This window comes from Caballeronia sp. LZ003 (assembly GCF_031451465.1).
Taxonomy (GTDB): Bacteria; Pseudomonadota; Gammaproteobacteria; order Burkholderiales; family Burkholderiaceae; genus Caballeronia.
On the sequence record NZ_JARUXJ010000001.1, the window covers coordinates 166,203 to 181,382 of the forward strand.

17 protein-coding genes are annotated in these 15,180 nt (G+C 63.3%); 11 read left to right on the forward strand and 6 right to left on the reverse strand.

What is annotated here, in order from left to right; all coding sequences use genetic code 11:
• Positions 1 to 12: 12 nt before the first annotated feature.
• Positions 13 to 822, reverse strand: a complete 810-nt coding sequence (locus QCE79_RS00780) for an IclR family transcriptional regulator (protein WP_309841164.1) — start codon at positions 820 to 822, stop codon at positions 13 to 15.
• 106 nt (positions 823 to 928) lie between these two features.
• Between QCE79_RS00780 and QCE79_RS00785 the strand changes: the two genes are divergently transcribed.
• The 7 genes from QCE79_RS00785 (at position 929) to rfaE2 (ending at position 8,055) form a co-directional block, all read left to right on the forward strand.
• Positions 929 to 1,915, forward strand: coding sequence for a fumarylacetoacetate hydrolase family protein (locus QCE79_RS00785; RefSeq protein ID WP_250491698.1), 987 nt, complete (start codon positions 929 to 931; stop codon positions 1,913 to 1,915).
• Positions 1,916 to 2,041: 126 nt separating this feature from the next.
• The gene (locus QCE79_RS00790) at positions 2,042 to 3,211 is read left to right on the forward strand and encodes an ABC transporter substrate-binding protein (RefSeq protein ID WP_309841166.1); all 1,170 of its coding nucleotides are present in this window, start codon (positions 2,042 to 2,044) and stop codon (positions 3,209 to 3,211) included.
• 18 nt (positions 3,212 to 3,229) lie between these two features.
• On the forward strand, positions 3,230 to 4,057 hold the full coding sequence (locus QCE79_RS00795; protein ID WP_309841168.1) for an enoyl-CoA hydratase/isomerase family protein: 828 nt from the start codon (positions 3,230 to 3,232) through the stop codon (positions 4,055 to 4,057).
• A gap of 36 nt (positions 4,058 to 4,093) precedes the next feature.
• The gene (locus QCE79_RS00800) at positions 4,094 to 4,828 is read left to right on the forward strand and encodes a PhaM family polyhydroxyalkanoate granule multifunctional regulatory protein (protein ID WP_250462743.1); all 735 of its coding nucleotides are present in this window, start codon (positions 4,094 to 4,096) and stop codon (positions 4,826 to 4,828) included.
• Positions 4,829 to 5,157: 329 nt separating this feature from the next.
• A complete protein-coding gene (locus tag QCE79_RS00805) occupies positions 5,158 to 6,156 on the forward strand; it encodes a MerR family transcriptional regulator (protein ID WP_309841170.1) in 999 nt (332 codons plus the stop codon).
• Positions 6,157 to 6,549: 393 nt separating this feature from the next.
• Positions 6,550 to 7,425 (forward strand): ferritin-like domain-containing protein, encoded by an 876-nt coding sequence (locus QCE79_RS00810; protein WP_244826839.1) that lies wholly within the window; start codon positions 6,550 to 6,552, stop codon positions 7,423 to 7,425.
• A 147-nt stretch (positions 7,426 to 7,572) separates the two neighbouring features.
• Positions 7,573 to 8,055 carry a D-glycero-beta-D-manno-heptose 1-phosphate adenylyltransferase gene (gene rfaE2, locus QCE79_RS00815; RefSeq protein WP_309841172.1) on the forward strand — a complete coding sequence of 161 codons (483 nt, stop codon included), beginning with the start codon at positions 7,573 to 7,575 and terminating at the stop codon, positions 8,053 to 8,055.
• Between the two features lie 322 nt (positions 8,056 to 8,377).
• Here rfaE2 and QCE79_RS00820 read toward each other — a convergent pair whose 3' ends face one another.
• Genes QCE79_RS00820 through QCE79_RS00840 form a run of 5 tightly spaced genes read right to left on the reverse strand, consistent with a single transcriptional unit; the run spans position 8,378 to position 11,274 of the window.
• Entirely contained in the window at positions 8,378 to 8,617 is a 240-nt protein-coding gene (locus QCE79_RS00820; RefSeq protein WP_244826841.1) for a hypothetical protein, read from the reverse strand.
• Positions 8,618 to 8,633: 16 nt separating this feature from the next.
• The gene (locus QCE79_RS00825; protein WP_309841174.1) at positions 8,634 to 9,653 is read right to left on the reverse strand and encodes a type III pantothenate kinase; all 1,020 of its coding nucleotides are present in this window, start codon (positions 9,651 to 9,653) and stop codon (positions 8,634 to 8,636) included.
• On the reverse strand, positions 9,650 to 10,552 hold the full coding sequence (locus tag QCE79_RS00830) for a biotin--[acetyl-CoA-carboxylase] ligase (RefSeq protein WP_309841176.1): 903 nt from the start codon (positions 10,550 to 10,552) through the stop codon (positions 9,650 to 9,652). Before QCE79_RS00830 ends, QCE79_RS00825 begins: the two co-directional genes overlap by 4 nt.
• A 49-nt stretch (positions 10,553 to 10,601) precedes the next feature.
• Positions 10,602 to 10,934: a helix-turn-helix domain-containing protein gene (locus QCE79_RS00835; RefSeq protein WP_244826843.1), complete on the reverse strand. Its 333-nt coding sequence runs from the start codon at positions 10,932 to 10,934 to the stop codon at positions 10,602 to 10,604.
• Complete coding sequence (locus tag QCE79_RS00840; RefSeq protein WP_309841179.1) at positions 10,927 to 11,274, reverse strand: type II toxin-antitoxin system RelE/ParE family toxin; 348 nt, start codon at positions 11,272 to 11,274, stop codon at positions 10,927 to 10,929. Before QCE79_RS00840 ends, QCE79_RS00835 begins: the two co-directional genes overlap by 8 nt.
• A 177-nt stretch (positions 11,275 to 11,451) precedes the next feature.
• Between QCE79_RS00840 and QCE79_RS00845 the strand changes: the two genes are divergently transcribed.
• From QCE79_RS00845 to QCE79_RS00860, 4 genes are all read left to right on the forward strand, one after another.
• Complete coding sequence (locus QCE79_RS00845) at positions 11,452 to 12,579, forward strand: ABC transporter permease (RefSeq protein WP_309841181.1); 1,128 nt, start codon at positions 11,452 to 11,454, stop codon at positions 12,577 to 12,579.
• A 6-nt stretch (positions 12,580 to 12,585) separates the two neighbouring features.
• A complete protein-coding gene (locus tag QCE79_RS00850) occupies positions 12,586 to 13,464 on the forward strand; it encodes an ABC transporter ATP-binding protein (protein ID WP_250525313.1) in 879 nt (292 codons plus the stop codon).
• A 64-nt stretch (positions 13,465 to 13,528) separates the two neighbouring features.
• The gene (locus QCE79_RS00855; protein ID WP_244826847.1) at positions 13,529 to 14,497 is read left to right on the forward strand and encodes an MlaD family protein; all 969 of its coding nucleotides are present in this window, start codon (positions 13,529 to 13,531) and stop codon (positions 14,495 to 14,497) included.
• A gap of 19 nt (positions 14,498 to 14,516) precedes the next feature.
• Positions 14,517 to 15,164 (forward strand): ABC-type transport auxiliary lipoprotein family protein, encoded by a 648-nt coding sequence (locus QCE79_RS00860; RefSeq protein ID WP_309841185.1) that lies wholly within the window; start codon positions 14,517 to 14,519, stop codon positions 15,162 to 15,164.
• The last annotated feature ends 16 nt before the right edge of the window (positions 15,165 to 15,180 follow it).

Here is a 15,180-nt window from a genome sequence, read left to right on the forward strand (position 1 = left end):
TTACAAAACGCGTCAAAGCGAGCGCTCGTCTTCCGCATAACCCAGCTCATACGACAAACCGCGCGCGCACTCACGCAGCGCGGAATCGATTTCACCGCCCCAGCGCGTGTCGAACGCGCCTTCGTGACCCAGTGCGATCAAACCCAGTGCGAGGTCGCCCGTCGAATCGAAAACCGGCGTGCAGAATGCATGAATCGATGGCAACAGCATGCCTTCCACGCGCGCCGCGCCCTGTTCGCGCACATCGGCGAGAAGCGGCTCGACATCCGCGAGCGTTTTCCGCGTGGTGGCGAGTTCACGCGCGAGCATCGCCTGCGTCTTGCTGCGCGGCAGGTAAGCCGCGAACAGCAGACCAGTTGCCGACGAAAGCAGCGGCATGACATCGCCGAGCTTGAGCGATGCCTTCGCCGGATAGCTCGATTCCATCCAGTGCACGACGGTCGGCCCCTGATTGCCCCACACGGCGATGCCGACCGTCTGATCCAGCCTGTCGCGCAATTGCGCCAGCGCCAGGCGCGCGAGCTTCACGCCATCGACGCGTGCAAGGCGTGCCAGTCCCATCTGCAAGGCGAAGCCGCCGAGCTCGTAGCGCCCCGACAAAGGATCTTGCGATGCCAGCCCAAGCCGCACGAAGCTCACCAGATAGCGATGCGCCTTCGCCGGGCTCATGCCGGCCCGCTGCGCAAGATCGCGCAACATCATGGCACGCGGTTCGTTGGTGAGCACGTCGAGCAGACGAAAGCCGACTTCGATCGATTGGATGCCCGAGCGGGTTTTTTCTGAAGCGGTGTCGACGAGGTCGTCGTCCTGGGTTTCATCCATCTGGAGCGCGTAAAAGGGCTTATGCCGAATGGCCGACTCATCGACCGGCGATTCACCATCGTAAAATAGATTTTCCTTAACGTCATCACGGCTTACCCTCCGCTCTATGAAACTCGCCACGCTGAAAGACGGCACGCGCGACGGCCAACTCGTCGTCGTCTCGCGCGACTTGCGCACCGCGGCCATCGCCGATGGAATCGTCTCGACGCTGCAACGCGCGCTCGACGACTGGGCCTTCTATGCGCCGCAACTCATGGACGTCTACGAAGCGCTGAATCAATCGCGCGCACGCAATAGCTTCACGTTCGATCCCAAAGCCTGCATGGCGCCGCTGCCGCGCGCCTTCCAGTGGGCGGACGGCTCGGCCTACGTGAATCACGTCGAACTCGTGCGGCGCGCGCGCGGCGCGGAAATGCCGCCCGAGTTCTGGACCGATCCGTTGATGTATCAGGGCGGTAGCGACGATTTCATCGGGCCGACGGACGATATCGTGTGCGCGTCCGAATCGTTCGGCATCGACTTCGAAGCGGAAGTGGCGGTCATCACGTCGGATGTCCCTATGGCGCCCACGCCCGATGAAGCGTTGAAGAGCGTGCGCTTGCTGATGCTCGTCAACGATGTGTCGTTGCGCAATCTGATTCCGCCCGAACTGGCGAAAGGCTTCGGCTTCTTTCAGAGCAAGCCCGCGAGCGCGTTCGCGCCCGTGGCCGTCACGCCCGACGAACTCGGCGACGCCTGGAGCGAAGGCCGCGTGCATCGCCCAATGATCGTGCACTGGAACGGCAAGAAAGTCGGTCAGCCGGAATGCGGCGTCGATATGGTCTTTCACTTCGGCCAGTTGATCGCGCACGCGGCAAAGACGCGCAACCTGCGCGCGGGGTCCATCGTCGGCTCGGGCACCATCTCCAACAAGGACGCGCAGCGCGGCTACTGCTGTATCGCGGAGAAGCGCTGCCTCGAAGTCATCGAGCACGGCGCGGCAGAGACGGAGTTCATGAAGTTCGGCGACAGCGTGAAGATCGAGATGTTCGACGAGCGCGGCAAGTCCATTTTCGGCGCGATCGATCAGGCCGTGACGCAACTGGAGCACTAAGGCACCGAGCGCGCGGCGGGGTTTAGCCCGATGCGTCGCGGGCCTTTGCCGTCTTACACTTGCCGGGCGCTGCGGCGTGAATGAAGTTCGAACTAAAGCGCGAATAAAACAACAAGGAGACGTTCCATGCGCAAAGGCAAGTGGAGGATGGCGGCGGCGCTGGCATTCGCCTCGGTGTTCATGACGACCGGGGCCATCGCGCAGACGCCGCACGTGAAGATCGGTCTCATGCTCTCGCTGACGGGGCCGGCTGCATCGCTCGGCATTCCGGCTCGGGAAACCGTCGCGCTTCTGCCCAAGGAAATGGGCGGCCGAGCGGTCGACTACATCGTGCTCGACGACGCATCCGACACCACGCAAGCGGTGCAGACCACGAAGAAGCTAATCAGCGAAGATCAGGTCGACGCGATCATCGGTTCGTCGATCACGCCGAACTCGCTCGCCATGATCGATGTCGTGTCGCAAGGTCAGACGCCCATGATCTCGCTCGCTTCGTCCGCGAAGATCATCGAGCCCGTGGACGACAAGCGGCGCTGGGTCTTCAAGACGCCGCAGACCGACGCGATGATGGCATCGGCCATTGCGGAACACGCGAGCAATCACGGCGTGAAGACGATTGCGTTCATCGGCCAGGCAGACGCGCTCGGCGAAACCTTCTACGCGGAAGTCGCGAAGTTCGCGCAGATTCACAAGATCGAAGTCGTGGCCAACGAGCGGTTCAATCGCACCGACCCGAGCGTGACTGGCCAGATTCTCAAGATTCTTGCGGCGAAGCCTGATGCTGTGGTCGTCGGCGCGGCCGGCACGCCTGCCGCCTTGCCACCCAAGACGCTCGCGCAGCGCGGCTTCAAGGGCAAGGTCTATCACAACCACGGGGTGGGTAATCGCGATTTCCTGCGCGTGTGCGGCACGGACTGCAACGGCACCTTTCTGCCTGCGAGCCCGGTGCTCGTCGCCGCCCAGTTGCCTGACGATCATCCGGCGAAGCGCCTCGCGCTCGACTACATCAAACTGTATGAAACGAAGCAGGGCGCGGGCTCGGTCTCCGCGTTCGGCTCGTATGCGTGGGATGCCGGCATGCTGCTCGATCGCGCCGTGCCCATCGCGTTGAAAGCGGGCGCGCCCGGCACGCCCGCGTTTCGCGCCGCGCTGCGCGACGCGCTCGAAAGCACGAAGCAGTTCGCCGATACCAACGGGCAGGTCAACATGACGCCCAACGATCACATCGGCCTCGATCAACGCGCGCGCGTAATGGTCGAGATTCGCGACGGCAAATGGATCTATCAGCCGCGCTGAACGCAACCTGACATCGACATGACCGACCTTGCCCTGTACTCGAATTACCGCTCGCTCGAACTGCGCCGCCATGCGGATGGCGTGCTCGAAGTCGTGATGCCCGGCGCGGGCGCGAACAAAAGCGGCCTCTCTACCGCCGATGCCAACATGCATCGCGAACTCGCGGAAATCTGGCGCGATATCGACGGCGATCCCGACACGCGCGTCGCGCTGATTCGCGGCGAAGGCAAGGGCTTTTCGGCGGGCGGCGATCTCGGGCTCGTCGAGGAAATGGCCAACGACTTCGACGTGCGCGCCCGCGTTTGGCGCGAGGCGCGCGATCTCGTGTACAACGTGATCAACTGCAGCAAGCCTATCGTTTCCGCCATGCATGGTCCGGCCGTCGGCGCGGGACTCGTCGCGGGTTTGCTCGCGGATATTTCGATCGCATCGAAGACGGCGCGCATCATCGACGGCCATACGCGCCTGGGCGTTGCAGCGGGCGATCACGCGGCCATCGTCTGGCCGCTGCTGTGCGGCATGGCCAAGGCCAAGTACTATCTGTTGCTATGCGAGCCGGTGAGCGGCGAGGAAGCGGAACGCATCGGGCTCGTGTCGCTCGCGGTCGAGGAAAGCGACTTGATGCCGAAGGCGCTCGAAGTCGCGAACCGTCTCGCGCATGGCTCGCAGACCGCGATCCGCTGGACCAAGTACGCGCTGAACAACTGGCTGCGCTCGGCGGGACCCACATTCGATACGTCCCTCGCGCTCGAATTCATGGGTTTTGCAGGACCAGACGTGCACGAAGGCATGCGCTCGTTGCGAGAGCGTCGCGCGCCGGACTTCCCCGGCGGCGCGCCGTTCTGAATCGGGGCACCCGAACACCTTGCTGAGGAGAGAACAATGACCGACAACGCCGGCGGCAACTCGCCATTCACGATGCCCGGTTTTCCCGGATTCGGCCAGGCCGACATGATGGGCAAGATGTGGGAGCTGATGCGCCTGAATCCGTTCGCCGCCGCGATGCAGGGCGGCGGTCAGGGCATGGGTCCGTCGCTTTCGGCGATGTCCGACATGATGGCGCCGCTCACCAACATCGAGGAACTCGACAAGCGCGTGACCGACATGCGCGCGGTCGAGCAGTGGCTGAAGCTCAACCTCAGCATGCTGCAATCGGCGATTCAGGCGCTAGAAGTGCAGCGGGCTACACTCGCCACGTTGCGTGCGTTCGGCGCGTACGCGCAGACGTCGATGGAAGGCAAGCAAACGCCTGCCGAGAAGCCGAAATCTGCAGCCGGCTGGCCGATGACCGGCGCGGCGAAGGAAACGCCTCCGCCACAAGCGGCGGCGCAACCGGCGGCGTCGAGCGAGGAGTCGGAAGAAGCCAATGCGGATGCCGCGCTGCCGCCCGGGTTCGACCCGAGCGGCTGGTGGAACGTGCTGCAATCGCAGTTCAACCAATTGGCGCATCTCGCCATGATGCAGCCCGGCATGACGGGCGCGCCGGGTGTACAGCCGGAATCCGGTGACGCCGCGGCGTCCTCGACATCCGACTCCGATAACGGCGACAAGGCGTCCGATACCGCCGCGAAGAAAGCGCCCGCAAGGAAGGCCGCGCCGCGCAAGAAAGCAGAGTAGTCGAGCTAGCCGCCGGGGGCACACACATTCCTCCGGCTTATTTTTGCTTTCGGGCAAGTTCCTCGTATGCTCTGCCCGATTCCACTTTTAACGCTCGGCGTGCGTCCAAACGCCAACCCACTCCGTATATCCAATAGCGCAACAGTCCGCCCGGACGTATCGCGGGCGGTTCGTTGTATGGCAATCGTTCGTTCCCCGCAATCGCAACGCCGCTGATCGGACTAGTTTTTGTCTATGATTGGATGGTTGTTTGGAAGGTTTTGTCCAACCGCGTTGCCGGGAACGCCTTGTGCGAGTGTACGTGTGTTCGCTTTCAATCCGAATTGTCCATGACAAATCAATCTGAGCAAGAATTCGAACGGGTGCCCGACGGGACGGCGTCATCCGAAAGATCGTCCTACAGCCATTCGGCTGAATTCGCGGTATCCGGCGTTGGTATCGGTGCAATCGCGCAGGAAATAGGTCTGACGAAAGACACCTTGCGCGTTTGGGAGCGCCGCTACGGCTTTCCGCAACCTATGCGTTCAGCCGGTGGCGAACGCCTGTATCCGCAAGAGCAGGTGTCCAAGCTGCGGCTCGTCAAACGTCTGCTGGATGCGGGACATCGGCCGAGCAAGGTTCTCGTGCAGCCAGTCGAAGCACTGCAGGAACTGGCGCAGTCGTCGGGTGTGGGACAGGATGCGCCGGACGTCGAACTCGATCACATGGTTTCGCTGCTGCGCTCGGGCGCCTATGACGAGTTCCGGTTTCTGCTCTTGAAGCGCGCGACCCGCGACGGTTTGGAACGTTTTGTCGTGGACGTGGCGGCGCCGCTCGCGGCTCGCGTCGGCAATGCGTGGGCGGCGGGTACGCTGCAGGTGTACCACGAGCACCTGTTTAGCGAGGCGATTCAAAGCACTCTGCGTTCCCTGATTCGACCGCTCTCCGATGCGCTGCGCGGACGTGGCGGACGGCCGCGCGTGCTGCTCACCACTTTGTCGGGCGAAGGTCACGGGCTTGGCATTCTGATGGCAGAGGCCATGTTTACTCTGTCTGAATGCGACTGCATGCAGCTCGGCCTGCAGACACCGCTCACCGATATCGTCGAAGCGGTGAAGATGCATGACATCGATATCGTGGCGCTGTCGTTTTCGGCCGTGCTTCCGGCACAGTCCATCGCCAATGGCGTAACGGACCTGCGCAACATGCTTCCACCACACGTGCGCATTTGGGTCGGCGGTAGCAGTCCTGCATTGCGTCGCAAGTTTCAGGAAGGCGTCGACCACCTCCCTGGACTTGGACCTATCGACGAAACAGTGGCCGAGTGGCGTCAATCCGCCGTGCTATGATCGGCGAACGCCGCTGACGCAGGGCTCGGCGCAATTGCGCCGAGCCTCGACCATGTCACATGACAGTCGGCAGCGGCAGGCATCATCGGCGGAACAACGCCTCGGGCAGCACACGCGGCTGCCGATCGAACATACCTCAGGCACAGGACTCGCTCCTCACCCACGGTAGAAAAGACGCTGACAACGCAACATTCCACGTAAGTGCAGTGTTTACGCGGAGCGCAACGCGTACCGCGCGCCATTATCTGGCGCTTCATTGTCGGTTTTCGTCTTTGGCCGTCGCAATCCCGCGTAAAATTGAAAGCTTGGCTGCTTGCGTGCAGCAATTCGCGCCGCACGCTCGTGCCGAAGATCTTAGATATAACGTCGCATAAGTGGCATCAGGGGTGGACAATGAACACCATGCTTTATCCGGAACTGTACAAATCGCTGGAATCCGTCCGTTGGGACATGGAGAAGGACATTCCATGGGACAAGTTCGACGCGTCTCTGCTCACCGACGAGCAGGCCAAGACGATCAAGATGAACGCGATCACCGAATGGTCCGCTCTTCCTGCAACCGAGATGTTCCTGCGTGACAATCACAACGACAGTGACTTCTCGGCTTTCATCAGCGTGTGGTTTTTCGAAGAACAGAAGCACTCGCTCGTCCTGATGGAATATCTGCGGCGCTTTAAACCCGAGTTCGTGCCGAGCGAAGAAGAACTGCACGAAGTGCGCTTCGAATTCGATCCCGCGCCGCCGCTCGAAACGCTCATGCTGCATTTCTGCGGCGAGATTCGCCTGAATCATTGGTATCGCCGTGCGGCCGAATGGCATACCGAGCCTGTCATCAAGCATATCTACGAAACCATTTCGCGCGACGAAGCGCGTCACGGTGGCGCGTATCTTCGCTACATGAAGAAGGCGCTCGTGCAAGCGGGCGACACTGCGCGCGCCGCCTTCGCCAAGATTGGCGTCTTGATGGCGTCGGCGCGTCGCACGGAAAAGCCGCTGCATCCCACGAATCTGCATGTGAATCAGGCGCTCTTTCCGCGTGATACGGTGCAGTCGCGTCTGCCGGACCCCGAATGGCTCGAGCGCTGGCTCGACGACCAGATCCGCTTCGACGACAGTTGGGAAAAGAAGGTCGTGGAGCGCATTCTGCACAACCTCTCGATTCTTTTCGAGCGCTCGTTCGTGACCGCGCAGGAGTTGAACCGCTATCGCAAGGAAGTGGTGCAGCGTCTGCAAGCGGCATCGGGCGGTGCGGCGGAACAGCCTGCCTGAGTTCTGGCTGGCTTCGGTCGCAATGGGTGAAACGGCTCGCCGGAGCAATCCGGCGGGCCGTTTTGCTTATGACCTCTGGAGGACGTTCGGAGAAACGTACTCGCGTGGCACAATCGCGCTTCGAGTTCTACTGCACTGAGCGCCGCCATGCCCGCCACTTTCGAACGCAAGATCACCACGCGCGATGCGCTCGCCGCGCTTCGCTCAAACCTCGCCGGACCGGTTGTTTTCACCAACGGCGTCTTCGACATTCTGCATCGCGGTCACGTCAGTTATCTCGCGGATGCGAAAGCGCTTGGCGCGACGCTCATCGTCGGCGTGAACAGCGATGCCTCCGTGCGCACGCTCGGCAAGGGCGACGATCGGCCGATCAATCGCGAAGACGATCGCATGGCGTTGCTGGCAGCGCTCGAAAGCGTGGACTGGGTGGTGAAATTCGAAGAGACGACGCCGCTGCAACTCATCGATGCAGTGCATCCCGATGTGCTAGTGAAGGGCGGCGATTACGACATGGACAAGCTCGCGGAATCGGCGCTCGTGCGAGGTTGGGGCGGCACGGCGCTGGCCATTCCGTTCGAGCATGACCGGTCGACGACTGCGTTGCTCAGGAAGGTTCGCGCGCAGGGTTGAGGTGCTTACCGGGCATAGGCGCAAGGCACGGGAATCGCCCGTCAGGGCTGCGCGCATTCATTCGCCAAGGCACACATAAAAGTTTGCACGCCGAGCAGTACATGCACTCCACGCCGAATCGCAGACTGACAAACACGATGACACCGCCGGCGCGGATGCGAGCCCACGCATTGAATCACCGGCCGAATATCAGGCTGGGCCGCACGGTGAGACATTCACGAACAGCGACGAACTCACACGTTATGTGCACCCACCGACCAAGTGAGCGCACCTGAATTCGCGACAGGCACGGAATCGAAAACGAAGCGCGCGCCGTACGCAGTCACTGGCCAAGCGGCCGCTCCTGCACATTTGCAGCAGGCGCGGGCGCGCCGACTTGCGGCTGATCCGCCGCCTCTTCGGGATGCAGCGCCCGCGTTACCAGCGTTTCCGGATGCACCTGTTCCAGCAGATGATGCGGCTCGCGCGCGCCGGCCGCGGGCAGCGGTCCGAAAGTGCTGCGCACGATCGCGAACATCAGCAGATTGGCCAGAATGAGTAGGGCGATCAGCCAGCGCAGCATGCTTGGGCTCCGTCAATCAGTCAGAGAGTTTGCGAGATATCGGCGCAGTCGCGTCGCGCGCGATGAGCGCCAGGCCGGACAGCACGAGTGAATCATGGCGAGTATGCGGCACGGACAGCGCGCCCGCGATTTCATTTGCCGCGCCGCCGCCCAGCACGAGACGCACTTCGGCTTGCCATTGCGCGCGCAGATCGTGCCACGCGCGCTCGATGAGACTCGCTTGCGCGAGCAGGCAGCCGGCGGAAAGCGCGGCGGCGGTATCGGTGGCGAAGCGACTCGCGGTTCGGTCGAGCGCGGCGCGTGCCGATGCGGCATCAAGCGTCGGCAACTGCGCCGTGTTGCTGCCGAGCGATTGCATCATCAACGACCAGCCCGGCGCGATCAGGCCGCCGATGAACGTGCCATCCGCGCGCAAGGCTTCGAGCGTCGTCGCCGTGCCTAAGGTGGCAATCAGCAGATGTTCGCCCGGAAACGCTGCCCTCGCGCCGATCATGCCTGACCAGCGGTCGCTGCCGAGGCGTTCCGGTGCCGTGTAGCCATTGACTACGCCGCATTGCCGCGCTTTCGCCCGGACGACCGTTCGCCGCAGATTGGGCCAGCGTGCATCCAGCATACGTTCGATGCGCGCTTGCACCGAGGCGCCCGCCACGTTGGAAATCCACGCGCTCGATGGCGTGGGTAACGCGGACCAGGCGGCTTCGGTCGATGGCGTCGCTGGCGCTGTTGCTTCGGACGTTATGGACGCGTCATCGCCGTTGAGTGCCTTATTTGCGTGCGTGTGCGCCGACGAGTCGCGTGCCTCGAATGCGTCATGAAGCGGCTTCGGCGCCGGGTCAGCTTGCACGGTCGCTTGTGAGAACTCGAAGCCGCGTGCATCGAGCGCACCATGAAGCGGCTTCGCGACGTCGCCAAGACCCGTCTCATCACGCTCATGCTCGAACGCCCCGTTCGCCATCCACTCGCCGCGCGAATCCACGAGCGCCCATTTGATCCGGCTATTGCCCGCGTCGATCAGCAAACACGGCGCCTCGCTCACGGACGCTCCTTCGCCAGGCGCAAACTCAGTTCGCCCGTTGCGACGACGCGCGGTCCTTCGGGCGCGTCGATCAGCAGATGGCCTCCGTCATCCACACCCGCCGCAATGCCACGCGTCACTTCCAGACCCTGATCGATCAACACGACTTCGCGCCCGGCGTAGGCATGCGCGTCCATCCAGCGCTGCCGAAACGGGCGGAAGCCTTCGGCTTCGAAGCGCGGCAGCGCGGCGTCGAGCGCGTTCAATAGCGCAGCGAGCGTCTCGGTAAGGTTCGCATCGGGCCAGGCGCGCGCAAGCGCGGCCGGGGACGCGCCCGGTGCGGCGGCGTTTGCTTGGCGATGCACGTCGTCGACCTGAGCGGCGAGCCGTTCGACGCCATGCAAGTTGATGCCGATGCCGATCACCACCGCCGTCGCTTGCGGCGTGCTCCATGCCGTTTCGATGAGGATGCCCGCGAGCTTGCCGTCGTCGAGCAGAACGTCGTTGGGCCACTTGAGCGCCGGACGCGCGGACGGCGTGAGCGGCAGGCGCGCGAGCGCGTCGAGCACGGCGGTGCCAATGGCGAGACTCAGACCCGAAAGCCCCTCGATGGGCCGCTTCAGCACATAACCGACCGACATCAGAAGCGCGTTGCCCGGCTCCGCGAGCCACGCGCGGCCACGTCTTCCGCGTCCCGCTGTCTGCAGATAAGCGATGCGCGCAAGCGGCGCGCTTGCTTCCTCGTGCGATTTGTCGCGCGGCTGGGCGCGAAATTTCGCGAGCAGGTCGGCATTGGTGGAGCCCGTTTCATCGACGATTTCGATGGTCCACTCGCGGGCAGGCCGCTCGGCCAGCGTCGCGAGCCGGTTACGGTCGATGCGCCACGGCGCGTCCGGGGCGAAGGAAGAGGGTGGGTTCATGGCGGGTATTGTAGCGGCGCGCCCTTACGCCGGATGCCTTCACCTCACGCTAAACGAGCGAGATCTTCAGCCGCTTGCCGCAAGCCGCAGCGTACTTGCGCAAAGTCGATACCGATGGCGAATGTTTTTCGCTGGCAAGCGATGCTTCGAGCCGCGCGACGGCGGACGCGGTCGTTCCCATGCGTTCGGCGACTTGCGCTTGTGTCAGGCCCGCTGCCACGCGCGCGTCGAGAAAGGCTTCGAGCGGCGCATATTTGCTTTCGAGTGCATCGTAAGCGGCCTTGAATTCCGGGTCCGCCATCATGCGCTCAGTGTCTTCGCGCGTGTGGGGAACCGGAGCGTAGCGCTCTTCCAGTTCGCGTTGCAGCCGGGTTTTAGCCATTGCGTTTCGTCTCCATCATGCGCTTGCGGGCAATGCGTAATTCGTCGTCGGGCGTCTGCTGCGTCTTCTTGACGAAGGAGTGCAACATGACGATCCGCTGGCCGAGCAGCGTGCAATAAAACACCCGCCCGATACCTTCTTCGCCGTGCGGTCGAAGTTCGAACAGACCAGCGCCGAGCGCCCGCGAATGCGGCAGCCGCAACGCGGGGCCGTGCTTCATCAGGATTCGCAGCAGTCTCAAGTAGTCTGAACGGATGCCTGTCGGCAGCGAAAAGATCTCGCGCTTCACGCGGGCGTTGTAGTACGCAATCGTCCAGTCGCCAGTTTCTGAGGTTAGCATATTTGATAACAAGAGGCCGGATTTCCAGTTGCCAGTTTTTCGTGACCGGCGCCTCGTGTAAATTCAGCCAGTCGGTCTAAGCCATCCCACAACCCCCGCGCCATAACGGCGCCGCCTCATTAACCTTCGTTACAATGTCCTCTCCCCTTCACGCCGCGTTCTGACGCGCATCGCTCCTTGAACTTCGACACGCCGCCCCGCCTCAATGTGGAAGCTGGTCAGCAAGGCAAGGTGGTTCGGCTCTCGGGCCAGTGGACCGCGCTTGCGCTCGCGCGCGACCGGGCCAAGAGCGGTGTGACGCGGCGGCTGCGCGCGGTCGGGCGCGAAGCCATGAGCCAATGGGATCTGCTGTCGGTCGAGCGGCTCGATCACGTCGGCGGACAAGCGCTCTGGCGCGTGTGGGGGCGCCGCATGCCGGCGACCATCGCGCTGTCGGACACGCAACGCGAAATCTTCGAACGCGTCGCGCTGCTCGACGCCGAACGCGAAGAGCCCGAAGTCGTCACGCGCACCAACCCGGTCACGCGACTCGGGGAACTGATCTTCGGCTTCTTCGACCATCTGCAAGGCGGCCTGTCGATGTTCGGCGGCTTCGTCCTCGATCTCTTCGGGCTCGTGCGGCGGCCGAGGCGCATTCCCTGGGTCGAAATCTCCGCGAACATCTATAGCGCCGGCGCGCAGGCGCTCGCCATCACCGCGCTGGTGGCGTTTCTGATCGGCATCGTGCTCAGTTATCTGTCGGCGCAGCAGTTGCGCGTGTTCGGCGCGAATCAGTACATCGTGAATATTCTCGGGCTCTCGGTGATCCGCGAACTCGGGCCGGTGCTCTCCGCGATTCTCGTCGCCGGACGCTCGGGTTCGGCCATCACCGCGCAGATCGGCGTCATGCGCGTGACGGAAGAACTCGATGCCATGCAGGTCATGGGCATCCCGCACGGTCTGCGGCTCGTCTTGCCGCGCGTGATCGCGCTCGGTATCGCCATGCCGCTGCTCGTCATGTGGACCAACATCATCGCGCTGACGGGCGGCGCAGTCGCGGCGAAGCTCGTGTTGTCCATCGACATCTCGTTCTTCATCCGCTCGCTGCCTTCGGTCGTGCCTATCGCCAATTTGTGGATCGGACTCGGCAAAGGCGTGGTGTTCGGCATGCTGATCGCGCTTGCCGCGTGTCACTTCGGCTTTCGCATCAAGGCGAATTCGCAGAGTCTCGGCGAAGGCACGACGACTTCCGTGGTCAGTTCCATCACCATCGTGATTCTCGCGGATGCCGTCTTCGCCATCCTGTTTCAGAACGTGGGGCTATAGGCGCATATGTCGACGACCCTTGCCACTGCCGTTCGTCATCAGCCGCCGCCCGTCATCGCCGAGCCGGTGATCGAAGTGCGCGACGTCACCAAGCGCTATGGCCGAACGGTGATTCACGAGCATCTGAATCTGAATGTGCGGCGCGGCGAGATCGTCGCGTTGCTGGGCGGCTCGGGTTCGGGCAAGACCACGCTCGTGCGGCAGATTCTCGGCCTCGAATCGCCGACTTCGGGCAGTATCCGCGTGCTCGGCGAGGAATGGGCGCACATGGACGACGAAACCGCGAAAATGATGCGCACGCGTTCCGGCATGATGTTTCAGCAAGGCGCGCTGTTCTCGTCGCTTTCCGTGTACGACAACATCGCGCAGCCGTTTCGCGAACTCGGCAAGATTCCCGAAGACCTGATCCGCGAATTCGTCATGCTCAAGCTCGAAATGGTCGGGCTGTCGTGCAAGCACGCGAGCAAGATGCCGTCGGCGTTATCGGGCGGAATGGTGAAGCGCGTGGGCATCGCGCGGGCCATTGCGCTGGAACCGGAACTGCTGTTTCTCGACGAACCCACCGCCGGTCTCGATCCGAAGGCCTCCGATGAATTCGTCGATCTCATCGCGACCCTGCATCGCGCGCTCGGGCTGACTGTCGTGCTCGTCACACACGATCTCGATACCATGGTCGCGCTGTCCACCCGTGTCGCCGTGCTGGCGGACCGGCGCGTACTGGTCGCGGCGCCCGTGGAAGAAGCGTGCGCGGTGGATCATCCGTTCATCCGCGAATATTTTCTGGGGCGGCGGGGCCGGCGCGCATTGCAGGCGCTGCCGCCCGAACGCCGCGCAAAGCTGCCCGCCGCCGCGCTGGAGGACGCGACCATCAGCGTCAACAAATGAGCACCTCCCGCCAACGACGCGAAGGCCACCGCACGCGCGAGCCAGCAAGCAAAGGAACATGACGATGGAAAACAAATCACATGCGTTCTGGACCGGACTGTTCACCATCGTTCTCGTGCTCGCCATTGCGTTCGCGGTGTTCTTCTTCAACGTGGACCGCACGGTGCGCGTGCCTTACGACCTCATCGCCCGCACCAACGTGACCGGGCTTTTTACGGACGCCTCCGTGCGTTATCGCGGTCTCGGCGTCGGCAAGGTGCAGTCCATTCGCTTCGATAAAGCGCATCCGGGGCAGATCCGCATTCGCATTCTCGTCGACCAGAACGCGCCGATGACGCATTCCACCTTCGCCACGCTCGGCTTTCAGGGCGTGACGGGCATCGCGTTCGTGCAGCTCGACGACACGGGGAAAGACCCGAGCGCGTTGCCATCGTCGGCGCAGAACGTGGCCGAAGTGCCGATGCGTCCCGGTCTCTTCGAACAATTGCAGGAGCGCGGCGACGTCATCCTCAAGCGCTTCGAACGCCTCTCCGAAGATGCCGACAAGTTCCTCTCCGACGATGTGCGCGTCCAGTTGCTCGACACGACGAAGAGCCTGAAAAATGCCGCCGACGGCATTGCGACACTTACCAATCAGGTGTCGCCCGCGACCGAGCATTTGCCCCAGACGCTCAAGCAACTCGACCGCACGCTGGCATCGACCAATACGCTGATTCAAAACCTGAACCGGCCCGACGGCCCGTTCGTCACCAATCTGAACAAGGCGGGCAACGCGGCGGACCAGGCGGCTGCGGCGCTTACCGACATGAACGAGTCGCTGCGCAACGTGACGGCGCGCGTGGGCTTCGAAGCGTTGCCGCGCCTTTACTCGTTCACCGACGACGTCGGCAGCGCCGCGCGTTCCGTCGACCGCGCCGCCGATGCATTCAGCACCAATCCGCGCAGCGTGTTGTTCGGCGCGCCGCAGAAGTCGCCGGGGCCGGGCGAACCGGGCTTCGCGTGGCCCGCAAGCCCGACGCCGACGGCGCATTGACGTGATTCGAAGGAACGCCATGCATAACGACCACCGCAACATGACGATGACCGCCGCGCTCGCGCTCGCCTGCATGACGATGCTCGCGGCGTGCGCGTCCACGCCATCGGCGATGCCGAACGTGCGCTACGACCTGGGCGTCGCGCCCGCCATCGACCAGAGCGCGAACAGCACGCCGGCTACCACGCCGGCCACCACGCCGCCGGTCAAGGTGTTGGCCGTGAGCGCGCCGCGCAATCTCGAAACGGACGACTTCATCTACCGGCTCAGTTATGTCGACGCACAACGCACCGGCAACTATTCGAACAGTCACTGGACGATGCCGCCCGCGCAACTCCTGACGCAACGTCTGCGCGACAGCTTGTCGGCGCGCGGTCCGGTTCTTACGGGCGCCGATCCGGTGCGCGCGGCCTTGCTCGAAATCGAACTCACACGCTTCGAGCAAGTCTTCGATGCGCCCGAGCGCAGCCACGGTCTGGTCGCGGTGCGCGCGACGCTCACGCAGCAAGGACGCGTCGTCGCGCAACGCAGCTTCAGCACCGAAGCGAGCGCGCCCACCGGCGACGCGGCGGGCGGCGCACGCGCGCTCGCCGCCGCGTCCAACGAGATGATTTCGCAACTCAGCGCGTGGCTCGACAAGCAGCCGCTCACCGCCGCCGCAAAATGAGGCATTCGCGCGGCTC